This window comes from Halobacterium litoreum, from assembly GCF_021233415.1.
GTDB classification, from domain to species: Archaea; Halobacteriota; Halobacteria; order Halobacteriales; family Halobacteriaceae; genus Halobacterium; species Halobacterium litoreum.
Map to the genome: position 1 here is coordinate 2,625,034 of NZ_CP089466.1, position 20,945 is coordinate 2,645,978.

The 20,945-nt window shown below is 69.3% G+C and carries 23 protein-coding genes; 11 read left to right on the plus strand and 12 right to left on the minus strand.

Features of this window, described 5'->3' with window-relative positions:
• Positions 1-4: 4 nt before the first annotated feature.
• Positions 5-1,036 carry a DNA repair and recombination protein RadA gene (radA, locus tag LT972_RS14345; protein WP_232571067.1) on the minus strand — a complete coding sequence of 344 codons (1,032 nt, stop codon included), beginning with the start codon at positions 1,034-1,036 and terminating at the stop codon, positions 5-7.
• Positions 1,037-1,166: 130 nt separating this feature from the next.
• On the opposite strand from radA, the gene LT972_RS14350 reads away from it, so the two are divergent.
• The gene (locus LT972_RS14350) at positions 1,167-2,267 is read left to right on the plus strand and encodes a 60S ribosomal export protein NMD3 (RefSeq protein WP_232571068.1); all 1,101 of its coding nucleotides are present in this window, start codon (positions 1,167-1,169) and stop codon (positions 2,265-2,267) included.
• Complete coding sequence (locus tag LT972_RS14355; RefSeq protein ID WP_232571069.1) at positions 2,260-3,291, plus strand: class I SAM-dependent methyltransferase; 1,032 nt, start codon at positions 2,260-2,262, stop codon at positions 3,289-3,291. The genes LT972_RS14350 and LT972_RS14355 overlap by 8 nt, the downstream gene beginning before the upstream one ends.
• 164 nt (positions 3,292-3,455) lie before the next feature.
• Here LT972_RS14355 and LT972_RS14360 read toward each other — a convergent pair whose 3' ends face one another.
• Together LT972_RS14360 and LT972_RS14365 are read right to left on the minus strand one after the other, a co-directional pair.
• Complete coding sequence (locus LT972_RS14360) at positions 3,456-5,258, minus strand: helicase C-terminal domain-containing protein (protein WP_232571070.1); 1,803 nt, start codon at positions 5,256-5,258, stop codon at positions 3,456-3,458.
• A 31-nt stretch (positions 5,259-5,289) separates the two neighbouring features.
• Positions 5,290-5,490 (minus strand): DUF7561 family protein, encoded by a 201-nt coding sequence (locus LT972_RS14365; protein ID WP_232571071.1) that lies wholly within the window; start codon positions 5,488-5,490, stop codon positions 5,290-5,292.
• A 490-nt stretch (positions 5,491-5,980) separates the two neighbouring features.
• Between LT972_RS14365 and LT972_RS14370 the strand changes: the two genes are divergently transcribed.
• The 3 genes from LT972_RS14370 to LT972_RS14380 are packed head-to-tail and all read left to right on the plus strand — an operon-like array spanning position 5,981 to position 8,549.
• Positions 5,981-6,859, plus strand: a complete 879-nt coding sequence (locus LT972_RS14370; protein ID WP_232571072.1) for a YkgJ family cysteine cluster protein — start codon at positions 5,981-5,983, stop codon at positions 6,857-6,859.
• A 24-nt stretch (positions 6,860-6,883) separates the two neighbouring features.
• Positions 6,884-7,813: an NAD(P)H-binding protein gene (locus LT972_RS14375; RefSeq protein ID WP_232571073.1), complete on the plus strand. Its 930-nt coding sequence runs from the start codon at positions 6,884-6,886 to the stop codon at positions 7,811-7,813.
• Positions 7,806-8,549 carry a DUF7530 family protein gene (locus LT972_RS14380; RefSeq protein ID WP_232571074.1) on the plus strand — a complete coding sequence of 248 codons (744 nt, stop codon included), beginning with the start codon at positions 7,806-7,808 and terminating at the stop codon, positions 8,547-8,549. Before LT972_RS14375 ends, LT972_RS14380 begins: the two co-directional genes overlap by 8 nt.
• Here the strand turns inward: LT972_RS14380 and LT972_RS14385 are convergent.
• Entirely contained in the window at positions 8,546-8,716 is a 171-nt protein-coding gene (locus tag LT972_RS14385) for a DUF5786 family protein (protein WP_232571075.1), read from the minus strand. The genes LT972_RS14380 and LT972_RS14385 overlap by 4 nt on opposite strands.
• A 64-nt stretch (positions 8,717-8,780) precedes the next feature.
• Entirely contained in the window at positions 8,781-9,065 is a 285-nt protein-coding gene (locus tag LT972_RS14390; protein ID WP_232571076.1) for a DUF5789 family protein, read from the minus strand.
• 118 nt (positions 9,066-9,183) lie between these two features.
• On the opposite strand from LT972_RS14390, the gene LT972_RS14395 reads away from it, so the two are divergent.
• Together LT972_RS14395 and LT972_RS14400 are read left to right on the plus strand one after the other, a co-directional pair.
• On the plus strand, positions 9,184-9,984 hold the full coding sequence (locus LT972_RS14395; protein WP_232571077.1) for a PHP domain-containing protein: 801 nt from the start codon (positions 9,184-9,186) through the stop codon (positions 9,982-9,984).
• A gap of 46 nt (positions 9,985-10,030) precedes the next feature.
• Positions 10,031-10,192, plus strand: coding sequence for a DUF6757 family protein (locus tag LT972_RS14400; RefSeq protein WP_232571078.1), 162 nt, complete (start codon positions 10,031-10,033; stop codon positions 10,190-10,192).
• Between the two features lie 12 nt (positions 10,193-10,204).
• On the opposite strand, the gene LT972_RS14405 is transcribed toward LT972_RS14400, so the two are convergent.
• Positions 10,205-10,525 (minus strand): 4Fe-4S dicluster domain-containing protein, encoded by a 321-nt coding sequence (locus LT972_RS14405; protein WP_232571079.1) that lies wholly within the window; start codon positions 10,523-10,525, stop codon positions 10,205-10,207.
• Between the two features lie 539 nt (positions 10,526-11,064).
• Between LT972_RS14405 and LT972_RS14410 the strand changes: the two genes are divergently transcribed.
• On the plus strand, positions 11,065-11,532 hold the full coding sequence (locus LT972_RS14410) for a cupin domain-containing protein (protein WP_232571080.1): 468 nt from the start codon (positions 11,065-11,067) through the stop codon (positions 11,530-11,532).
• Entirely contained in the window at positions 11,532-11,900 is a 369-nt protein-coding gene (locus LT972_RS14415) for a thiol-disulfide oxidoreductase DCC family protein (protein ID WP_232571081.1), read from the plus strand. The genes LT972_RS14410 and LT972_RS14415 overlap by 1 nt, the downstream gene beginning before the upstream one ends.
• Here LT972_RS14415 and LT972_RS14420 read toward each other — a convergent pair.
• From LT972_RS14420 to LT972_RS14440, 5 genes are all read right to left on the minus strand, one after another.
• Positions 11,897-12,805 carry a phosphotransferase family protein gene (locus LT972_RS14420; RefSeq protein ID WP_232571082.1) on the minus strand — a complete coding sequence of 303 codons (909 nt, stop codon included), beginning with the start codon at positions 12,803-12,805 and terminating at the stop codon, positions 11,897-11,899. The genes LT972_RS14415 and LT972_RS14420 overlap by 4 nt on opposite strands.
• A 114-nt stretch (positions 12,806-12,919) precedes the next feature.
• A complete protein-coding gene (locus tag LT972_RS14425) occupies positions 12,920-13,795 on the minus strand; it encodes a hypothetical protein (protein WP_232571083.1) in 876 nt (291 codons plus the stop codon).
• A 50-nt stretch (positions 13,796-13,845) separates the two neighbouring features.
• The gene (locus tag LT972_RS14430) at positions 13,846-15,009 is read right to left on the minus strand and encodes an acyl-CoA dehydrogenase family protein (protein ID WP_232571084.1); all 1,164 of its coding nucleotides are present in this window, start codon (positions 15,007-15,009) and stop codon (positions 13,846-13,848) included.
• 66 nt (positions 15,010-15,075) lie between these two features.
• The gene (locus LT972_RS14435) at positions 15,076-15,762 is read right to left on the minus strand and encodes a type 1 glutamine amidotransferase (RefSeq protein WP_232571085.1); all 687 of its coding nucleotides are present in this window, start codon (positions 15,760-15,762) and stop codon (positions 15,076-15,078) included.
• Between the two features lie 73 nt (positions 15,763-15,835).
• Positions 15,836-16,132 carry a HalOD1 output domain-containing protein gene (locus tag LT972_RS14440; protein ID WP_232571086.1) on the minus strand — a complete coding sequence of 99 codons (297 nt, stop codon included), beginning with the start codon at positions 16,130-16,132 and terminating at the stop codon, positions 15,836-15,838.
• A gap of 197 nt (positions 16,133-16,329) precedes the next feature.
• Here LT972_RS14440 and LT972_RS14445 point away from each other — a divergent pair, with 197 nt between their 5' ends.
• Complete coding sequence (locus LT972_RS14445) at positions 16,330-17,556, plus strand: HD domain-containing protein (protein ID WP_232571087.1); 1,227 nt, start codon at positions 16,330-16,332, stop codon at positions 17,554-17,556.
• A 60-nt stretch (positions 17,557-17,616) separates the two neighbouring features.
• Positions 17,617-18,009 carry a hypothetical protein gene (locus LT972_RS14450; protein ID WP_232571088.1) on the plus strand — a complete coding sequence of 131 codons (393 nt, stop codon included), beginning with the start codon at positions 17,617-17,619 and terminating at the stop codon, positions 18,007-18,009.
• Here the strand turns inward: LT972_RS14450 and alaS are convergent, their stop codons facing one another.
• Positions 18,010-20,787, minus strand: a complete 2,778-nt coding sequence (alaS, locus tag LT972_RS14455; RefSeq protein WP_232571089.1) for an alanine--tRNA ligase — start codon at positions 20,785-20,787, stop codon at positions 18,010-18,012. It lies immediately after the preceding gene.
• Positions 20,788-20,945: the final 158 nt, after the last annotated feature.

A 20,945-nucleotide genomic window follows, 5' to 3' on the forward strand; every position in this document is an offset into this window, starting at 1 on the left:
ACCCCTATTCGGGCTTGAGGCCGCCGTCCTGCACGCGCATGACGGCTTCGCCGTCCGCGAGGTTCGGCGCGTCCACGAGTTTCACGATGCGCTTGTCGTTCTTGGACTTCCGGAGGTACATCCGGAACGTGGACTTGTGGCCGAGGATGTTCCCGCCGATGGGCTTGGTGGGGTCGCCGAAGAACGAGTCGGGGTTCGACTGCACCTGATTGGTGACGACGACGGCGGCGTTGTAGAGGTTCCCGACCTTGTCGAGGTCGTGGAGGTGTTTGTTGAGTTTCTGCTGGCGGTCGGCGAGTTCGCCGCGGCCGACGTACTCCGCGCGGAAGTGCGCGGTCAGCGAGTCCACGCAGAGCAGGCGCACGGGGTAGTCGTCGTCCTCGTACTCGCCGGCGATTTCCTGTGCCTTCTCCGCGAGGAGCATCTGGTGGTTGGAGTTGAACCCCTTCGCGACGTGAATCTTGTCGAGGAAGTCCTGGACGAGTTCGTCCATCGCCTCCTCGTCGTCGGGGCTCCCCTCGATGTCGCGGTCCTCCATCGCCGCTTCGAGTTTCTCGTCGGTGAGGCCGCGCACCATGTCGTCGATGCGCTCCGGGCGGAACGTGTCCTCGGAGTCGACGAAGATACAGCGCCCGTGGAGGCCACCGACCTCCTGTGGGAGTTGGACGTTCACCGAGAGCTGGTGGGTGACCTGGGACTTGCCGGCGCCGAACTCGCCGTACACCTCGGTGATGGACTGGGTCTCGACGCCGCCGCCGAGCATCTCGTCGATTTCCGGGACGTTCCACGTGAGCTTCCCGATCTGCTGGCGGCGCTCCAGTACCGTGCTCCCGGTCTCGAAGCCGCCGACGTCGGCGGCCTCGCGCGCCCCCTGAATGACGTCTGCGGCGGTGCTGTCGCCGATGTCGGCGGTGTTCGAGAGCTCGCCGGCGGACGCGACGGCGATGCTCTGGAAGGATTCGAATCCGTTTTCTCGCAGTTTCTCCGCGGTCGCCGGTCCGACGCCGGGGAGTTCCTCGAGGTCTGCTTCGGGCATGTACACCTGGCTTGTCCCCACCACCTCATAAAGCCTCGTATACACCGGACTGAAAGTGGAACTGCTGGGTCGGGCGACGGCCGCGGGCCACGACGCGGCGCTTAACCGCCTCCGCGACCTACGCCGCGCCATGACCGACGCAGGCACGTCGTTTTGCCCGCGCTGTGGCGACCCCGTCGAGGACGAAGGCGAGGGCGCCACGCGCCGCGAGCAGTCGCTGTGTGACGCCTGCTACTTCTCGGATTTCGACCTCGTGGACGCGCCCGACCGCATCGAAGTGATGGTGTGTGCGCGCTGTGGCGCGGTCCACCGCGGGAACCGCTGGGTGGACGTGGACGCCCGCGACTACACGGACGTCGCCGTCGAGGAGACGAGCGAAGCCCTCGGCGTCCACGTGGAGGCCGAGGACGTGGACTGGGAGGTCCGCCCCGAGCAAGTAGACCAGAACACGATTCGGATGCACTGCCTGTTCACGGGCGTCGTCCGGGACACCGTCCAGACCGAGGAGGTGACCGTCCCGGTGAAGGTGAGCAGACAGACCTGCAAGCGGTGTGGCCGCATCGCCGGGGACTCCTACGCCTCGGTGGTGCAAGTGCGCGCGAACGACCGCGACCCGACCAGCGAGGAGACGGAGCGAGCCACCGAACTCGCCCACGAAATCGTCGCGGACATGGAGGCGACCGGCGACCGGAACGCGTTCGTCACGGAGATTTCGGACGCCGAGTCGGGTATCGACATCAAACTCTCCACGAACAAAATCGGGCTGAAACTCGCGCGCAAACTCGTCGAGGAGTTCGGCGGCGGCTTCGAGGACCACGAGACGCTCGTCACCGAAGACGAGGACGGCAACGAAGTGTACCGCGTGACGTACGCCGTTCGCTTCCCCGAGTTCCAGCAGGGTGACGTGGTGGACATCGCGGACGACGACGGCGGCCCGGTGTTGGTGCGCTCGGTCCACGGCAACCTCAAGGGCGTGCGCGTGACGACCGGCGAGCCCTACGAGGCGAGTTACGAGGACGGCGACAGCCCGGACGCCCGAAAGCTCGGCACCGTCGAGGACGCCAGCGAGGCGACCGTCGTCACCGTCGAGGACGAGAACTCCATCCAGATTCTCGACCCGGAGACCTACGAGTCCGAGACGGTGCCCCGTCCCGACTACGTGGACCCGGACGCGGCGACCGTCCCGGCGCTGAAGTCCCGCGCTGGCTTGCACGTCCTGCCCGATGCGTGACCTCGCGGTCGTCGTGGCGAAGGCCGACGCGGAGGCCCGAATCGAGGCGCTGGAACGCGAGGGCGTCTACGACGACGACCGGCAGGTCCGCGAGCGCGACGCCGACCGCGTCGAACTCCCCGTGACCGACGAGCCGACCCACACCGCCCACGAGCGTGTCGTCGAGCAGCGCGACCCCGACCTGCGGTCGCCCGACTTGAACGCCCGCCTCCGGTCCCGCGGATGGGCTGACGACGAAATCGAGCGCGCGCCGTCGTCGTGGGCCGTCCTCGGCACCGTCGTCCTCGCGTCCTTCGACGACTGCCCCCGGAAGGGTGAGGTCGGTGAAGCCCTCCTCGAACTCCACCGGGAGGCCGACACCGTGTTGGACCGCGGCGGCGTCGAGGGCGAACACCGCCAGCCGAACGTCTCCGTCGTGGCGGGCGCCGGCGACACGGAGACGATTCACACCGAACACGGCACGCGGTACGCGATGGACCTCGACCGCGTGATGTTCGCGCCCGGAAATCAGGCCGAGCGCGCCCGGATGGGCGACGTAGCGGGCGACGGCGAGCGCGTGCTGGACATGTTCGCGGGCATCGGCTACTTCGCCGTCCCGATGGCGCGCGCCGGCGCCAGCGTCACCGCCGTCGAGAAGAACCCCGACTCGTTCCGGTACCTCGCGCAGAACGCCCAACTCAACGACGTGGCCGGGAGCCTCGACTGCGTGCTCGGCGACTGCCGCGAGGTCGACGCCGAGGCCGACCGGGTCGTGATGGGGTACTACGACGCGCTCGGCGGCGGCCCCGTCCACGACGGCGACGACCCCGGCTACCTCGCCGCCGCGCTCGACGCCGTCGTCTCGGGCGGCACGCTCCACGTCCACGCCGCCGTCCCCGAACCCGAACTCTGGGAGCGCCCCGTCTCCCGACTCCGCGAGGGCTGTGCGGCCGCCGGCCGCGCGGTCGAAATCGAGGCGAAGCGCCGCGTGAAGTCCCACAGCGAGGGCGTCGCGCACGTCGTCCTCGACGCGCGCGTGGACTGACCAGTACGCCTTTTGGCCCGCGGCCCCACGCTCGCGTGGACTGACCAGTACGCCTTTTGGCCCGCGGCCCCACGCTCGCGGCATGGACCGAAAACAGATTCTCGCCGTCGTCCTCACGCTGCTGATGTTCGGGTCGTCGGTCGTCTACGCGCTCTCGTTCTAACCTACTCGGTGTTCCAGACGTCGGCCATCGGCCCCGAGACGCGCGAGTCCGTCGTCTCCTCGTCACTCCCGTCGCTCGCGCCGCCGTCGTCCGTGCTCGCGCCCGCCCCCGAGGACGGCGCGCGCTCCGTCTGCCGGGTGCGCTCCACTTGGTCGACGCTCGTCGTCGTCTCGCCGAGCGCCGCCGACGCGTCCACGTCGGGCAGGTCCGGGACGCTCATCCGGTCGACCTGGTCGCGGAACCACGGGGGCATATCGGTGCGGGCGCGCTCGAACAAGTCGAGAATGCTGGAGTCGGCGACGTACGTCGCGCCCCGGTCGTCGGGCGCGCGGACGACGCGCCCGCAGGCCTGAATCACGGTCCTGAGCGCGGTGCGGTAGTACCACGCCCACTGGCCGTCGGCGAGCCGCGCCGCCACCCGCGAGTCGTTCGTGTTCAGGAACGGCGCCTTGCAGAGCACCTGCCAGCGCCCCAAATCGTACTTCAGGTCGAGCGCTTCCTCCATCTTCACGGCGACGAACGCCTCCGGGTCGTCGCTCGCCTTCCAGCGTTCGAGTTCCGCGTCGCGCGTGTCCGAGTCGTGGGTTCGCACGCGGTCGCCGACCCCGAACTCCTCAAGTCTCCCCGCCAGTTTCTCCGCGATGTCGTAGGAGTGGGCGTGGACGATGCCCTTCTCGTCGGGGTGGTTCGCCATCACGCGCACCACCGTCTCGGCCACCTTCGGGAGCGTCTGGTCGCGGTGCTCGTAGGTCATCTTCCCCTGCGTCACGTCGTACAGCGGGCGGTTCTTTACCGGAAACGTGTGTTCCACGTCGACGAGCGCGACGTTCGCCGGGTCGAGGCCGACGCTCCGGCAGAACGCGTCCTTGTTCAGAATCGTCGCCGAGAGCAGGGCGTGTTTGTTCGCGCGCTCCCAGACCGTGTGCTGGAGGTAGCGCTCCGGGTCCATCGGCTTGATGGTGACCGACCGGTCGTCGGCGTCGACGACCCACGTCGTCCCCGACTCGGGGTCTCGGTAGTCCTCCACGAACCAATCGAGTTCGGAGAGCAACTCCTGCAGGCGGTCCCGGCGCCCCGCTTCCTCGGCGGTGAGTTCGTCCTGCCCGACGAGTTCGTCTTTCGCCGCCTCGCAGACCCGCGAAAGGTGTTCCGCGAAGTCCACCGCCTTGTCCACGTTCCCGTCGAGGTCGGGCACGCGCACATCTTCCCACACCGGTACCGTCCGGCTGTTCAGGTCGATTGTCGCGTACATCTCCGCCCACTCCGCGAGGCCGTGGGCTTCGTCCACGACACACACGTCGCGTCGGCGGAACACCTCGCTCCCGGCGGTCCGCATGAAGTACGCGAGCGTCATCGCCGCGTTCGACCGCGAGGACGCGATGGCGCGGTCGGAGAAGTACGGACACCGGTGTTTCACCGCGCAGTCGTAGCCACGTTCCCGAGCGCAGGGCGCGCGGTCGACCGGCGTGTCCTCCTCGCCGGGCAGAATACACGTGTAGTTCGACTTCCCGCGAATCAGTTTCAGGTCCTCCAGTAGGTCATCCTCGGCCACGTCGTCGAGTTGGCTGACCTGCGGCGTCGTGTAGTACGCGCCCGTCGCGTCGGTCGGGTCGGCGTCCTCGACCTCGCGAGCACAGCCCATGATGGCGCGCGCCAGCAGGCTCTTCCCGCTCCCCGTCGGCGCGCGCACCAATACCACGTCGTTCCCCGACTCGAAGGCGTCCCGGATGTCCGCCAGCGCCTGCTCCTGGGCGCCCCGGAACTCGGGCGCGGGGAACTCGGCGACGATGCGACCGGGTTTCACTGTCGGACGCAGGCGCGCCGCCCGGATAATCTCATCCCTTCAAGCCCTCGACGTCGCTCTCGCTCGGCTCGTCCGGCAACGCCTCGATGCAGTCGAAACAGAGGAAGTGCTCTGTGCCGTCCTCGAACTCGAGGGTCATCCCGCCCGTCCGCGTCTGCTCGGTCGTCCAGATGTTCGCGATGCCGCCGGCGAGACGCACCTCCTCCCCGCACGCATCGCAGTGCTCGGCCATGGCTCTCGTTTGCGTTCTGTCCGCAAACCGTTTGGCCTCTAGTCAAGTGAGTCGCTTTTCGCTCCCACGTCGTGGTCACTCCACGTGGGCGCTCCGCTGTGGATTTCTCCTCGAAAGCCCCGGCGTGCTCGTGGCCTGCGGCTCGCTGTCGTTCGAAAGGCGCGTAGCGCCTTTCGTGATGACGAGAGAGCTTTGCTCTCTCGAACCACGCTCCTCGCTCCCGCCGGTCGCTGTGGTGCTTGCGTCGCCTCGACTCACGAGCACGCCGCCCCTTTCAGTCCGCCCGATACCGGGTGCTCGACAGGCTCGATATCGGCCGGCTGGTCAGCCGGTAGCAGGCCGGGAATTCAAGGGGTCGCCGGGATTTCGACGGACTCGTCGACAGAGTACCGAACGACAGCATCTCACGTTCCTCCCCACACGTTTCCAGCCACCAGCGACCACACAAACCGACACCACGCACAACACCTAGTTTCACTAACACCTGTACATGGAGGTGGACTGCGAGAACTGCGCTGGCTGTTGTGTGGACTGGCGCGCGCTCGCCGACGTACCCGAGCGCGCCAACCACGAGCGCCGCGGCCCGCAGGAGCCGTTAGACGACGCGTACAACCTCGTGCCGCTGACCCGCGAAGACGTGCGAGCGTTCCTTGACGCGGGGCTCGGGGACGCGATGACGCCGCGGCTCTGGACGGCTCGCGAGGGCCCGAGCGTCGACGTGCAGGGCCGCGAGGTCGCCGCAATCGAGGGGAAGCCCGCGTTCTTCGTCGGTCTGCGGAAGCCACCGAAGCCCGTCGCGCCGTTCGGCGCCGACCCGCACTGGCTCCCGTCCTGTGCGTTCCTCGACCCCGAGACCCTGAAGTGTCGGATTCATGACTCGAACGTCTACCCCGAGGAGTGCGCGGAGTACCCCGGCCACAACCTCGCGCTCGGCGTGGCGACGGAGTGCGAGCGCGTGGAGGCGCGCGTCGGCGGCGAGCGCCTGCTCGACGACGAACCCCCGGAAGACCTGTCGAGTCTGCTGTTCGGGCCGCAGGCGGTCGGCGAGAAGGTGTTCGCGTACCCCGACCCCGGCGGCCTCCCTGACGGCGTCCTCGACCGGCTCGCGGCGGGCGACCTCACCGACCGAGACCGCGCGCACTTCGTCGCCGTCGCCGCCGCGAGCGCGCCCGGCACCACCGCCGTCGAACCGGAGCGCCGACGGAACGCGTTCGAGACCGCGCGCGACGCCGAATCGTGGGTCGGCGAGGCGGTCCGGGAGTGGGCTCGCCGCGCCGACCGCGACGAACCCGACCCCGGTCTCGGCGAGGTTGTCGAGGACGCTCGCGGCGCACCCGAAACGCCGGGATGGGACGCCCTCGATAATTAAGCGTCACCCGCCCGATGTGACGGTATGCGCGTACTCGTCACGGGCGCCACCGGCTTCGTCGGCAGTCGACTGGTCCCCGAACTCGTCGCGGCCGGCCACGACGTGCGAGCGCTCGTTCGCGACCCCGCGAGGTACGACCCGCCCGAGGGCGTCGAGGTCGTCGAGGGCGACCTGCTCGACCCGGACTCGCTCGACGGCGACTTCGACGGCGTCGACGCCGCCTACTATCTCGTCCACTCGATGGGGACGGGCGGCGACTTCGCGGAGCGCGACCGCCGGGCGGCACGGAACTTCGTGGACGCCGCGGACGCCGCGGGCGTCGAGCGCGTCGTCTACCTCGGCGGTCTCGGGGAAGAGCGCGCCGAACTCTCCCCGCACCTGCGCTCGCGCCGCGAGGTCGAAGCCATCCTCGCGGACGCCGACTTCGAACTGACGTCGCTGCGCGCGGCGGTCATCGTCGGCGCCGGGAGCGCGAGTTTCGAGTTGGTGTTCCAACTCGTGAACCGTCTGCCCGTGATGGTGACGCCGAAGTGGGTGCGCACGCCCTGCCAGCCAATCGCCGTCAGAGACGTGGTCGCGTACCTCGTCGGCGTCCTCGACGCCCCCGAGACGGCGGGCGAGACGTACGAAATCGGCGGCCCGGAAGTCCTGTCCTACCAGCAGATGCTCGAACGCACCGCCGCCATCGCGGGCAAGCGCCTCTACATCCTCCCGGTGCCCGTGCTGTCACCGAAGCTCTCGACGTACTGGGTCGACCTCGTCACGAACGTGCCCCGGAGCGTCGCCCACCCCCTGATTCACGGGCTGAAGAATCCGGTCGTCGTCACCGACGACAGCATCACCGAGGCCGTCGACGTCGACCTGACGCCGTTCGACGACGCCGCGCGGACGGCACTCGCGGAGTACGACGGCGCCGACCAGAGCGCTGTCGACGAGGCGGATGTCGATGCGTGAGGCCGAACGCGACCAGGACGCCGGCCAGTCGGGCGCGCCGACGCCGACGACGGTGTACGGCGAGACGTGGGTGTACGAGAGCATCGTCGGCGCGATTCCCGGCATCGACATCGCTGACCGGCACGCCGTCGTCATCCAGTTCGCCATCTTCGAGGTGGGCGTGCTCGCGCTCGCGTTCGCCTACGACCTGCCGGGAGCCGTCCTGCCGGGGACGGCGGCGGTGCTCGTCGCGGCCGCGGGGAGCGCGTTCATGCTCGACATCGGGAACCGAGCGCGCGCGCCCGGCGTCCCCGAGCGCTACCGCCGCCTGCTGTTCTCCTCGAGCATCGAGGTGGTGCTCGGCGTCGTCGCGTACGTCGCCCTGCTCACGTACCTGTTCGTCTGGGACCCGCGGGACGGCGCGACGCTGTTCGCTTCCCTGCTCGGGGAGCGTCCGCCCGTCCTCCCGGCGGCGCTCGGCCTGCTCGTGCTGTGGGACGTCTGCTACCGCATCGGGACGGGGTGGTGGGCGGCGGTCGTGGCGCTCTGGCGCTCCGTCACGCAGGACCTCGACGCCGACGCCCGCGCGCGCCTCGCTGCCGTCGACCGGCGGACGCTCGGCTTCGGGCTCCTACAGTCCGTCCTGGTGCCGTTCGTCTGGGACCACCCGCCGCTGGTCGTCGCGGTGGCGGGACACGTGGTGGCGGTGGCGGTTGTGGCGACCGCGTCGCTGTACGCGCTAGAACAGGCCGACTAGTTCTTGATCTGCTGGAACTGGTCGATGAGGTCCTCTGCGGAGTCGCCGGAGTCGAACTCGACGGAGCCCTCGTAGGTCGTACGAGTGTCGTCGTCGCTCACTTCGACGCCGTTGTTCTTCGCCTCGCGGCGCTCGTGCTCGTCCTCGTCATAGGCACCCATTGACATGGCAACAACAAGCACGTTTGCGGTTGGTAAGTATGAATGTAACGGATGTTCACGCGGGTTGGACTCAGAACGAAACCGGTTCGGGGCCGTCGACGCCCATCGGCGTCGGGTCGCGGTCGCTGTACCCGACGCGACCGACGGCGCTCTCGCCCACCGCACCGTACACCGCGAACGTCGCCTCGGTCGCCGTCTCGAAGCGGTCCTCGCCGGTGCGCGCGATGACCGCACGCAGCGTCTCGCCGCCGTCCGCCTCGTCGAGTTCGTGGTCGCCGCAGGCGGACGCCAGTTCTGCCGCGGTCAGCGGGTAATCTTGGGCCGTCAGGACGTCTGCGGTCTCTCTGAGGGTCATCGTTCGTTGGGATGTGGAGCCCATACAAGAGGTTTCTGCATCAACAATCATGATAGTAATAGGGCCCTTATTTTTCTCGGACCGCGCCGCTTAGGTGGCGGCGCGCCCGCCGTCCCGTATGGTCTACGCGGACCTCCACGTCCACACCGACAACTCCGACGGCACCCTCGCGCTCGACGAGGTGCCCGCCGCCGCCCGCGACGCCGGCGTCTCGGCGGTCGCCATCACCGACCACGACCGCCTCCACCCCGACCTCGACGCGCCCGTCACCGAACGCGGCGGCGTCGACGTCGTCCACGGCATCGAACTCCGCGTCGAGGCCGGCGACCAGCGCGTCGACCTCCTCGGCTACGGCGCCCGGCGCACCGACGCGCTCGTCGCCGAGACCGACCGCATCCAGCGCGACCGCCGCACCCGCGGCGCCCGAATCATCGAGAACGTCGAAACAACCCTCGGCGTCGACCTCGGCCTCGAATCCCGCGAGGGACTGGGTCGCCCGCACATCGCGCGCGCCGTCGTCGACCACCCCGAAACCGACTACGACGAACTCGGCGCCGTCTTCGACGACCTCATCGCCGACGACGGCCCGTGTTTCGTCGCGCGCGACGTCCCCGACTTCGAGACGGGCGTCGAACTGCTCTCGGAGGCCTGCGGTCTCGTCGGCCTCGCCCACCCGCTGCGCTACGACGACCCGCAGACCGCCCTCGGCCTCTGTCGCGACCTCGACGCCGTCGAACGCCACTACCCCTACGACCGACCCGTCGGCGACGACCCCGCCGAGGACGGCGACGTGCTCGTGGACGCCGCCATCGACGAGTTCGACCTGCTCGCCACCGGCGGGAGCGACGCCCACGAGCGCACCCTCGGGAAGGCCGGCCTCTCCCGCGTCGCCTACGAGACCGTCCGCATGCACCTGTAGTGCCCCTGCCGTGAGGTTCAGGTGGCCTCGGCCCCAAACCCCGTGCATGCAGTGTCACTACTGCGACCGGAGTGCGGACCTCACCGTCGAGAAAGGCGGCATCAAGGTCGGCGTCTGCGAGGACCACTTCCAGGACCAACTCGACGAACTCTCCGACAGCGAGACCCTCCAGCGACTCCGGGAGCAGCTCGAAATCGAGCGGTCGTAACGCCCTCTCCTTCTACGTCCGGCCCGCGTCCACGTCGATTGCGTCGACGGGACAGACGTCCACACAGAGCATGCAGTCGATACACTGACTCTCGTTGGCCGGGTCGGCTTTGAGTTCGGATTCGGGGTGGTCGGGGGTGTCCACCCACTCGAAGACGTCGACGGGACAGTCCTCGACGCAGGCGCCGTCGGCGATGCAGATGTCGAAGTCGACGGCGACGTGGGTGCCGTGAATCCCCAGTTTCTCGGGCTCCTCCACCGGCCCCCACACGTCGTGGCCCTTGTGCGAGTCCACCTGCTCGCGATTCTCCGTGAACTGCGGGTCGATTGCCATACCGAACCTCCGCCGGCTGGCGGTATGAATCCTCTGGGAGACGTGTTCGGGTACGTGGTTTTGGTCTGTTCCGTGGTACTGTCCTGCTACTGGATTCCACGACGCCTCGAAAGCCCCGACCGTGTCCGCTCGCGCACCTCGCTGCGCCCTTCGCTCGCTTCGCTCACTCCAGTGCTTGCAGCGGCGTGCTTCCCGGACACGGTCGCCCCTTTCAGTCCGCCCGCCACCGGCTCGTCAGGTGGCCGGAATCTGCTGGCTGGTCAGCTGGTAACGGAGGGAATCCGAAAGGGGCGGCGCGCTGAGCGACGGCGGACGACGCAAGCACGCGACCACCGAGAGCGCGCACAGCGAGAATCACGCGAGGGGACCGAGCGTGACCTCGAAAGACGAACGAAGCGAGTCTTCCGGTGCCCCCGAGTTCAGCGCGCCGGGGCTTTCGAGGCGTAGGACACGCTAAATCTCCGAAGCGCAGACTCCACGACACCACTGTTCCATAGCCATCCCGCAGGCTTATGCGCGCGCCGACGCTTCCCTCTGGTATGCGAAAGGTACGCCTCGACGACCTCGACTCCCGGATGGGGCCGGCGGACCGGAGCCTCCCCCTGACGGACGCGCTGGGCGCCGCCGACGCCGCGTTGAACTTCTACGAGCTCGCGCCGGGCGACAGTTTCGCGTACGGCTTCCACGCCCACGAGAAACAGGAGGAGATATTCTACGTGCTCGACGGCACCGTGACGTTCCGCACGCTCGACGAGGACGTCGAAGTCAGCGCGGGCGAACTCGTGCGCTTCGGACCGGGCGAGTTCCAGCGCGGCGTGAACCGCGGCGAGGAACGCGTGCGAGCGCTCGCAATCGGCGCGCCACAGGAGTCCGGGGACACCGAGATACTCCGGGCGTGCGAGGACTGCGGCGAGGAGACGCTGCACGCGCTCGAACTCGCGGACGACCGCTCCGAGATTCGCGCCGTCTGCGAGGAGTGTGGCGCGGTCACGGGACGCTTCGAGTAATGACCCATCCGCCCCGCCTCGTGTTCGACGACGACTGCGGCTTCTGCACGTGGTGTGCGAACTTCGCGGCGCGCCACGGCGACGTGGAGACGGTGGGCTTCACCGACCTCACGCCGGACCAACTCGCGCGCCTCCCCGACGACTACGAGAACTGCGCCCACCTCCTCACCGACGACGCCGTCTACTCGTGTGGCGAGGCCGTCGAGCGCACGCTCGTCCACGACTTCCCCGCGCTCGGGCCCGCCTTCTCGATTCTCCGAGCCGTCCCGGGGTACGCGTGGCTCCGCGAGAAACTGTACCGCGCGGGCGCCGACCGTCGCGTCTTGCTCGGGAAAATAGCGCGCGACGACCCGCCCGCGAGAAATTAAGCGAGCGCGTCGAGCGCGTCGAACACGGACTCCCGGAGGAAGTCGGCGCGCGCCGCCGTCGCCTCCGGGCCGTGCTGGTCCTGCACGTACAGCGACTCGACGTAGTACGTCCCGATTAACGCGACGTACAGCGGTCGCCGCGCCGCGAAGCCGTCGGGGAGCGAGCGTACCGACTCGTAGCCGGCGCGGAACGCGGCCTGCGCGTCGCCGCCGTCGAACGCCGGGAGCACTGTCCGCCAGTAGTCCCACTCGCCGGGCGCCGCGAGCGCGTGCTCGAAGTCCACGACGCAGGCCACTTCGCCGTCGCAGACCGCGACGTGGGCGGGCGTCCACCAGCCGTGACAGAGCGCGGAGTCGCCGGCCCCGGCGAACGCGCCGGGGTGCTCGCGCAGGAAGTCGAGAACCGCGTCGGCCACGTCCGCGTGCCCGTGCTCGGCGAGTACGTCCCGTCGCGCCTGAACCACCGCGAGCGCGGCGTCCCGCCAGATATCCGCCTCGGGGAGCGCGAGGTCGTCGCCTGCCATCCCGAATTCGCCGTAGCCGTCGAGGTGCGGTGCGGTCTGCGCGTGGAGCGTCGCGAGTCCTCGGCCCGCCGCCCGCGACCACGCTTCGTCCGCGTCGTGCTCGCCGTCCGGACTGGGCGCGTCCGGATGCCACGCCGCGACGTAGTGTCCGGTGCCGACCGCCAGCACGTCGGGAACGGGGACGTCGGTGTGCTCGCCGACGAACGCCGTCGCGCGCCCCTCGACGCCCGCGTGCCCGGTCGGTCCGGTGTCGCGCTTGCAGACCGCTCGGTTGCCGTCGACGGTCACCTCGTGGACCTCGTGGGGCGGCACGTCGTGTAGCCGTCGCTCGATTCGGTACGCCTCGAAGTCGGCCGCGAGTGCGTCTCGTGTCGATTGCATGAGTTCGCCGCGTCACGTGCGACGACCGGCCGCGAGCGGCACGGCGCCGCCGCTACGGCCGGGAGAAGACACGCTACCCGAGTCGGCGCCCGGACAAAACTGTTCGGGTCGCGTCTACTCGACGACGCGCACGACCTGCATTTCGGCGACGCCGGTCGCGGTGACGACGTAGTCGGCGCCGTCGAGGTAGTCCGCGAGCGCGTCGGCGTCTTCGACGCCGTCGAGGCCGGTGTTACCCGTCTCCACGGCAGCGCGGAGTTCGTCTGTCCACTCGGACTCGGGGGCGCGGTCGAGGACGGTGACGACGCGCGCACCTTCGCCGACGCTCACGGCGTCGAGCGTGAGCATGTGGTGGGCGGCGTGGTCGCCGACCGTCACGCGAACCCGGTAGGTCGCGTTCTCCACCCGGAGGTGGTCCTGTGGCTCGAACGTCTCGGCGGCGGCCGGCTTCTCCTCGTGGTGGCCCACCGAGTACGAGTCGTTCAGCATCGCGTCCGCGATGTCGCGTTCGCTCTCCGTCAGGTCGGCGTACCGGAGCGGTTCGCCCTCGACTTCGCTCTCGTTCGCTTCCACGAGGTCGTACTGGTAGCCCGCTTCCTGTGCGAACCCCGCGAACGACGTGCTCGGGTCGTACGTCTCGCCCCGGAATCGGACGTAATCGAACGTTCCGAGCGCGAGCGTTGCGTCCGACCCCGGACCGTCGCCGGTGCGCGCGAGGTCGGCGCGCCCCTCGGCGCTCGCGGCGTCCGCGACCAACTGGTGGAGGTCCGGCTCGGCGACGGCGACCGTCGCGCCGTCCGGCACGTCAGCGCCGTCCACTGGCGTCGCGTCGAGCCGTCTCGTGGGTCGCGTGCTTGTCGTCTCGTCCGTCGTCGGTTCGTCGGTGCTCGTCTCGACCGTCTCGGGGCCTTCGCCGCCGCCGGAACAGCCCGCGATTGCGGCGGCGAGCGCCACACCGCCGGCTCGGAGGAAGCGTCTACGGGAAGCCATTACCGACGATTTTCGCGGGTCGGATAAGTGTCTTGTCGGGGGTGAAACGGCTACTGGTACGCGGCGATGCCCGTGAGGTCCTCGCCGAGAATCAGCGTGTGGATGTCGTGGGTGCCCTCGTAGGTGTACACCGTCTCCATGTTCGCCATGTGGCGCATCGGCGGGTAGTCCGTGGTGATGCCGTTGCCGCCGAGCATCTCGCGGGCGACGCGGGCTTGGTCGCGGGCCATCCGGACGTTGTTTCGCTTCGCCATCGAGACGTGCTGGGGGCGCAGGTCGCCGCGCTCCTTCAGGTCGGCGAGCCGGTGGGCGAGCAGCTGGCTCGTCGTAATCTGGGTCGCCATCTCCGCGAGCTTGTCCTGTTGCATCTGGAAGCCGCCGATGGGCTGGTCGAACTGCTCGCGGTCGGTGGCGTAGTCGCGGGCCGTCTCGAAGCAGTCGCGGGCCGCGCCGACGGCGCCCCACGCGATGCCGTAGCGGGCCTGCGTCAGGCAGGACAGCGGCCCCTTCATCCCGGAGACGCCGGGGAGGCGGTTCTCCTGCGGGACGCGGACGTTCTGGAGGCCGATTTCGCCCGTAATGGAGGCGCGCAGGCTGAGTTTCTCGTCTATCTTGTTCGTCGTCACGCCGTCGCGCTCGGTCTCCACGAGGAAGCCACGGACGGGGTTGTCGGCCTCGCTGTGGTCGCGGGCCCACACCACCGCCACGTCGGCGATTGGGGAGTTCGTAATCCACGTCTTCGAGCCGTTCAGGACGTACTCGTCGCCGTCCGCCTCCGCCTTCGTCTCCATCCCGGAGGGGTTCGAGCCGTGTTCGGGTTCGGTCAGCCCGAAGCAGCCGACGGCTTCGCCGGCGCCGAGGTCCGGGAGCCAGCGCTCCTTCTGGTCCTCACTCCCGAACGCGTGAATCGGGTACATCACGAGCGCGCCCTGCACGCTCGCCATCGAGCGCAGCCCCGAGTCGCAGGCCTCCAGTTCCTGCATCAGCAGGCCGTAGGCCTTCTCGCCGACGTTCGGCAGGCCGTAGCCGTCGAGGTTCGGCGCGTAGAAGCCGAGTTCCCCCATCTCGGGGATGAGTTCGGTCGGGAACGTCCCGTCCACGTAGTGGTCGCCGATGTCCGGGCGGACGTTCTCGTCGACGAACTCACGGGCGGTGTCGCGGATGAGCCGCTCCTCCGAGGACAGGTCTGCCTCCAGTCCCACGTAGTCGAGCATGCACAGTAGTCGGGGGGCGGCGGTGAAAAAGCCTGCTAGTCTGTGCCGCACACGCCGGAAATCCGACTAGTCGGCCGCCCGCGCTTCCGCGAGGCCGGCGGTGAAGTTCTCGAAGAGGCGCTTGGCCTCGCAGGCCGCGGCGTAGTTCTCGGGCGTGATGCCCGCGAGCACGTCGGCCTCGCGCTCGTCGCTCAACTCCTTGTTCCGCGTGAGTTCCTCGGCGGTCTCGTTGTCGTACTCGGGGTGGAACTGGACGCCGACGGAGTGGTCGGCCCGAAACGCGTGGACGCCGTAGTCGTTCTCCGCGAGCAGTTCGGCGCCCGGCGGCAGCCTCGTCACGGCGTCCGAGTGCGTCGTGAACACCGTCATCGACTCGGGCACGTCCTCGAAGAGGGGGTCGTCGCGTGTGCGCTCGACCTCCCGGTAGCCGATTTCGTACTCGCCCATGTCCTCGACGGTGCCGCCGAGCGCCTCCGCGAGCACCTGGTGGCCGAAACAGACGCCGAGCACGGGGACGCCCGCGTCGTGGGCGTCGGCGACGTACTCCACGAGGCGCGGAATCCAGTCGTCGTCCCAGTACACCGACGACCGAGACCCAGTGACGACGACGCCGTCGAACTCGACGTTCTCGGGGAGTTCGCCGCGCTCGGCGTGGAACTCCACGAGGTCGGCGTCCAGTTCGCGGCGGAAGTTCCGCGCGGTGTCCGCGGGTTCGTGGGCGGCGTTTAGCAACGCGACGCGTGGGCGACTCATCGCGTCTCAGTAGCGGCCGCTGGCGGAAGGTCGTTTCGCCGCCGGCCAGTGCTGTCGGCGTCGCGGACGCCGGTCACTCGACACCGACGGTGACGGTGCCGGCGCTGCTCACGGCGACGTGAGCGTTCGCGTACTCGAAGGAGATGTGGACGTCGCTACCGGCGTCGGCGAGGACGTCGTTCAGCGCGTCCGGGTCGAGGGTGTCCGCGAGCTGCGGGAGGTCCGTGACGTCGCTGTCGGTCGCCGCGGCCACGGCCTCGACGACGCCGATGCTCGGCGTCTCGGCGTCGGTCCACGAGTACTGCGTTCGTTCGCTCGCTCTCGACGGGCCGATTCGCTCCGTCGCTCGTTCGCTGGTGTCTTCGGTCATCGATTCGGTGGTGCCTCTGCACCGTGATTCCCCGCGGAACCGTGGTGTGGTCACACGTAGCGCGCTCTCGACTAAGTAGGTTTCGTGACGACTCCGATAGATGGCCGTCGTCCGCCGGCCGGTGTCCACCGGACTGCTCCCGGCGGCGCCGCGCTCGGTCGAACCACCTTTGGCGCGCGCCCGCCACCTGCGAGTGAATGCGCGCCATCAAGGACAGCGTCCACGACTACATCGAGGTCGAGGGCGTGGCCGAAGCCCTGCTGGACACGCCCGCCGTCCAGCGACTCCGCCACATCAAGCAACTCAGCACGGTTCGGCTCGTCTACCCGTCGGCCAACCACACGCGCTTCGAGCACTCCCTGGGCGTCTACCACCTCGCCGACCGCGCGCTCGACCACCTCGACGTCTCCGGCGCGCGCGCCGACACCGTCCGCGCCGCCGCGCTCCTCCACGACGTCGGTCACGGCCCGTACGGCCACCAGACCGAGGGCATCATCCAGCGCCGCCTCGGTCGCCACCACGACGAGGTCGAGGACCTGCTCGCCGGCGGCCCGGTCGGGGACGTGCTCCGCGACCACGGCCTCGACCCCCACCGGGTCGCCGCCGTCGTCTCCGGCGAGGGCCGCCTCGGCCAACTGGTGGCGGGCGAACTGGACGTCGACCGGATGGACTACCTGGTGCGGGACGCCCACCACACCGGCGTTCCCTACGGCACCATCGACCACGGCCGCCTGCTGCGCGCGCTCACGTTCCGCGACGGCGAACTCGTGCTCGCAGAGGGGAACGTCGCCACCGCCGAGAGCGTGCTCGTCGGGCGCGCGCTCATGAACGCCACCGTCTACCGCCACCACGTCTCCCGCATCGCCGGCACGATGCTCGACCGCGCCGGCGCGCGCCTGCTCGACACCACTGACCTCGCCCCGGAGACGTTCGCGCGGATGACCGACGCCGAACTGCTCGGCGCGCTCCGCGACGAGGAGGCCACGGCCGACACCGCGCGCCGCGTCCGCGACCGCGACCTGTTCAAGCGCGCCGTCTGGGTGGAACGCGGCGCCGTCCCCGACGACGTGGTCGCCGCCGACTACGAGGCCGTCCGCGAGTTCGAGCGCGATATCGCCGACACCGCTGGCGTCCCCGAGCGCGAAGTCGTCGTCGACAACCCCGGCAGTCCGTCGATGCCGGAGTCATCGGTGCGCGTCGCCGTCAACACCGAGTCGCGAAGCGCCTCGAACGGCCGGACGCAGTCCGGTGACGGGGCCGTCCGCCGCCTCGACGAACAGAGCCCGCTCGTGCAGGGGATGCAGGAGTCCCAGCGCGTGCAGTGGCGTTTCGGCGTCTACGCGCCCGACGAGCACGCCGCCGAGGTCGCCGCCGCCGCCGAGCGCGTCCTCGGCCTCGACGCCGTCGGCGACGCCGACTACTGACGGCCACCCCGTCGCTTTCTGGTAAACGACGGCTTGGGGCGCGCGTCCGTCACTCGACGCATGGTACACTCGCGCCGTCGCTTCCTCGCCGCGCTCGCCGCCGCGCCCGCGCTCGCCAGCGCCGGCTGTGTCGCCACCCGACTCCGCGTCGACGCCGACCTCTCCGGCGTCGTCTTCACGGGCGTCGGCCGCGACCAGTCGGTGTCGTGGGGCGCGAACCGCGTCGCCGCCACCGTCTCGCTCGCGCCCGACGCGGCGACCGACCGCAGAGTCCGCGAAATCGTGGTCGCCACCGCCGGGAGCGTCACCGGCACTCGCGACGTGCGTCCCGGACAGACCGGCGTCTCTGTGTTCCTGCCGGTCGGGAAAGAGAGTTCGCTGCTCGCGGTGGACGCCAGCGAGAACGTCGTGGATACGGGAACGGTCCGGGTTCGCGCCGCGAGGACGCCGTAGTCAGGCGCTCGCGACGGTCTGCAGAATCTCGGGCGCGTCGTCGAGTGCGTCGTCTAACTGCTCGGCGTCCGGGCCGCCGCCCTGCGCGAAGTCCGCGGGACCGCCGCCGCCGCCGCCGACCCGCCCCGCGAGTTCGCCGACGACCTCGCCCGCGTTCACGGGCACGCCGTCGGGCACCGCGACGACGAACTGCGCGCCGTCCGCGCCGGAGCCAACGACCGCGATTTTGCCGCTCTCTACGAGCGCGTTCGCCGTCGCGCGGAGTTCCTCCATGTCGCCGTCGACGCGCTGAATCACGGCCGTCGTGCCGGCGACCTCGACCTCCTCGCCGGCGCCGCCGCCCGACGCCCGGGCCTCCGCGAGTTGCTCTTTCAAGTCCTCTATCTGCTTGCCGCGTTCCTTCCACTCGGTGAAGAAGCGCTCGGCCGTCTCCGGCACCTCGTCGGGCGCCACGTCGAACGTGTCGGCGGCCGCGAGCAGGTCGTCTTCCGTCTCTTGGACGTGCTCGATGGCGGCCGCGCCCGCGGCGAACGTCAGGCGCTCGACGCCGTCCTGCACGCGCTCGGCGTTCAGAATCTTGATGGTCCCGATTTCGCCGGTGCGGTCGACGTGCGTCCCGCCGCAGGCCTGCACGTCCTCCGCGACGTGGACGAGGCGGATGTTCTCGCCCGTCGGAATCCCGCCCTGGTAGAGGTCGAAGCCGTACTTCTCCTCGGCCTCGTGGCGGTGGGGCCACTCGCGCTGGACCGACGTGTTCTCCGTGACGATGTCGTTGGCGACGCGCTCGATTTCCTTGACCGTCTCCCGGTCGAGGCGCTCGAAGTGCGCGATGTCGATGCGCGAGGAGTCGGTGCCCTTCTGGGCGCCCGCCTGCCGCACGTGCTCGCCGAGCACTTCGCGGGCGGCGTGGACGACTACGTGCGTCGCGGTGTGGTGGGCCATCAGGCGGCGGCGGCGCTCCACGTCGATTTGGCCGCGCACGAACTCGCCTTTCCCGGGGTTCTCGTCGGTCCGGTGGAGGACGACGCCGTCGCGTTCCTGCACGTCGAACACGTCGACGGCGTGGTCGTCGGTCGAGAGCGTGCCGTGGTCGGCGGGCTGGCCGCCGCCCTCGGGGTAGAACATCGTCTGGTCGAGCACCACGTCGTAGACGGTGTCGTCGCCCTCCTCGCGCTCGAACACGTCGAGCACGACGGCCTCGAACTCGGAGCGGTAGGCGTCGTCGTAGTACAGCGCCTCCGTCTCCGGGAGGTCCGCGAGGCGCTCGTCGGCCTCCTCGCCGCCCGCCGCGCCGCCCGCCTCGTCGTGACGGTCGGCGACCAGCGAGTAGAAGTCGTCGGGGGCGTCCACCTCGGCGCCCACCTCGCTCGCGATGTCCGCGACCATGTCCGGCTGGATGCCGTGGGAGTCGTACAACTCGATGAGTTCCTCGGTCGGGATGGGTTCGCCGCGCTCGGCGTACTCCTCGGCGAGCTGTTCGACCTTCCGGCCGCCGCGGTCGAGGGTCTCGGCGTACTTCTCGACCTCGCTTCTGACGATGCTCCGGATGGTGTCGCGGTTCGTGTAGCCGAGGCGCTCGGCCTGCATGTCCACGAGTTCGTCCATCGGCACGTCCGCGCCGACGCTGTCCACGAGGCGCTTGGTGCGCCGCAGGACCATCCGCGCGAGGTAGCCCGTGCCGACGTTCGACGGCACGATGCCGTCCCCGAACATGTACGCGAGGACGCGGCTGTGGTCCGCGATGGCGTAGATGTCCTCGAGAGGTTCGACCAACTCCGAGAGGTAGTCGGTGTCGACGTCGAGTTTGTCCGCGATGTTGTCGCGGGCCGCCTGCACGTCCTCGACCTCGTCGATGTCGAGGTTGCCAGAGAGTTTCGCCGCGCGGTGGACGAGTTGCTGCTCTTCGTCGGTGTGCTCGATGCCCGCGCGCTCCTTGAGGAAGTCGATGGTCTCGGGGTAGATGGCCTCGTAGACGGTCGCGGTGCCCTGGCTCATCCACGTCCAGCGCTCCACGCCGTAGCCGGTGTCGACGACCCGGCGGTCCATCCGCGAGTACGTGTTCCCGTCTTTCATCTCGTACTCGCCGTCGGGGTCCAGTTCGAGGCTCATGAAGACGAGCGTCGCCAGTTCGAGGCCCTTGTAGATGACCTCGAAGGCGGGGCCGGCGTTCCCGCCGCCGACCCACGGGTCCTCGATGAACGTCACTTCGTCCAGCGGCACGCCGACGGACTCCAGGAGCCCCTCGCAGTATTCGACCGTCTGGTCCTTCCAGTAGACTTCGCCCTCGTAGGCGTAGTCGGTGCCGTCGTCGGCGTTGAACGCGTGGTGGCCGAGCATCTCGAAGGCCATCGTGTGCCGGCCCGTCTTCCCGACGTTGTCGATGTCCTGCATCCGGATGCAGGGCTGGCTCACGACGAGGGGGTTCGCGGGCGGCGGCGACTCGCCGCTCGTGACGTGGGGCTGGAAGTCGTAAATCGACGCCTGCGTCAGGAGCACGTCGTCGCGCCACCGGTTCGCGGCGACCGGGTACGGGTCGATGCGCTCGTGGCCCTCGGTCTCGAAGTACGAGAGCATCTCCTCGCGCATCTCCGTGAGGCTGTATTCCTCGCCGAAGCCGGGGTCGTCGATGAACTGGTAGTCCTCGCAGGGCGGTTCGCCGCAGGTCTCGCGGTCGGGGTCGCGCGTCCAGAAGTGCGCACCGCACTCGGTGCACTCCCGGCGCTCGAATCCTTCCTCCTCGAAGTAATCGAGGCGGTACTCCGATTCGAGGTCGCTCATTGGGTGTAGGTGGCCGACGAACGAGTAAAACAGTTCCGGGACTAGCGAGTGCCAGAACCGCCAGCCAGCCCGATTTTCCGCCGCGAAATCGTCGGATGCGTACGCGTTGCTGACCGCGGCGTCGCTCGGTGCGATTGAGCGACAGCCTTACGCCGTGT

What these genes read in the sequence shown, in the direction of transcription:
- LT972_RS14430 (WP_232571084.1), bottom strand. Translation starts at nt 15,009, where the DNA reads ATGCTCGACTACGTGGGACTGGAGGCAGACCTGTCCTCGGAGGAGCGG.
- LT972_RS14380 (WP_232571074.1), top strand. Translation starts at nt 7,806, where the DNA reads ATGCGTGAGGCCGAACGCGACCAGGACGCCGGCCAGTCGGGCGCGCCG.
- LT972_RS14440 (WP_232571086.1), bottom strand. Translation starts at nt 16,132, where the DNA reads ATGACCGAAGACACCAGCGAACGAGCGACGGAGCGAATCGGCCCGTCG.
- radA (WP_232571067.1), bottom strand. Translation starts at nt 1,036, where the DNA reads ATGCCCGAAGCAGACCTCGAGGAACTCCCCGGCGTCGGACCGGCGACC.
- LT972_RS14400 (WP_232571078.1), top strand. Translation starts at nt 10,031, where the DNA reads ATGCAGTGTCACTACTGCGACCGGAGTGCGGACCTCACCGTCGAGAAA.
- LT972_RS14395 (WP_232571077.1), top strand. Translation starts at nt 9,184, where the DNA reads ATGGTCTACGCGGACCTCCACGTCCACACCGACAACTCCGACGGCACC.
- LT972_RS14390 (WP_232571076.1), bottom strand. Translation starts at nt 9,065, where the DNA reads ATGACCCTCAGAGAGACCGCAGACGTCCTGACGGCCCAAGATTACCCG.
- LT972_RS14410 (WP_232571080.1), top strand. Translation starts at nt 11,065, where the DNA reads ATGCGAAAGGTACGCCTCGACGACCTCGACTCCCGGATGGGGCCGGCG.
- LT972_RS14370 (WP_232571072.1), top strand. Translation starts at nt 5,981, where the DNA reads ATGGAGGTGGACTGCGAGAACTGCGCTGGCTGTTGTGTGGACTGGCGC.
- LT972_RS14420 (WP_232571082.1), bottom strand. Translation starts at nt 12,805, where the DNA reads ATGCAATCGACACGAGACGCACTCGCGGCCGACTTCGAGGCGTACCGA.
- LT972_RS14365 (WP_232571071.1), bottom strand. Translation starts at nt 5,490, where the DNA reads ATGGCCGAGCACTGCGATGCGTGCGGGGAGGAGGTGCGTCTCGCCGGC.
- LT972_RS14405 (WP_232571079.1), bottom strand. Translation starts at nt 10,525, where the DNA reads ATGGCAATCGACCCGCAGTTCACGGAGAATCGCGAGCAGGTGGACTCG.
- LT972_RS14435 (WP_232571085.1), bottom strand. Translation starts at nt 15,762, where the DNA reads ATGAGTCGCCCACGCGTCGCGTTGCTAAACGCCGCCCACGAACCCGCG.
- LT972_RS14450 (WP_232571088.1), top strand. Translation starts at nt 17,617, where the DNA reads ATGGTACACTCGCGCCGTCGCTTCCTCGCCGCGCTCGCCGCCGCGCCC.
- LT972_RS14425 (WP_232571083.1), bottom strand. Translation starts at nt 13,795, where the DNA reads ATGGCTTCCCGTAGACGCTTCCTCCGAGCCGGCGGTGTGGCGCTCGCC.
- LT972_RS14445 (WP_232571087.1), top strand. Translation starts at nt 16,330, where the DNA reads ATGCGCGCCATCAAGGACAGCGTCCACGACTACATCGAGGTCGAGGGC.
- LT972_RS14415 (WP_232571081.1), top strand. Translation starts at nt 11,532, where the DNA reads ATGACCCATCCGCCCCGCCTCGTGTTCGACGACGACTGCGGCTTCTGC.
- LT972_RS14385 (WP_232571075.1), bottom strand. Translation starts at nt 8,716, where the DNA reads ATGTCAATGGGTGCCTATGACGAGGACGAGCACGAGCGCCGCGAGGCG.
- LT972_RS14375 (WP_232571073.1), top strand. Translation starts at nt 6,884, where the DNA reads ATGCGCGTACTCGTCACGGGCGCCACCGGCTTCGTCGGCAGTCGACTG.
- alaS (WP_232571089.1), bottom strand. Translation starts at nt 20,787, where the DNA reads ATGAGCGACCTCGAATCGGAGTACCGCCTCGATTACTTCGAGGAGGAA.
- LT972_RS14350 (WP_232571068.1), top strand. Translation starts at nt 1,167, where the DNA reads ATGACCGACGCAGGCACGTCGTTTTGCCCGCGCTGTGGCGACCCCGTC.
- LT972_RS14355 (WP_232571069.1), top strand. Translation starts at nt 2,260, where the DNA reads ATGCGTGACCTCGCGGTCGTCGTGGCGAAGGCCGACGCGGAGGCCCGA.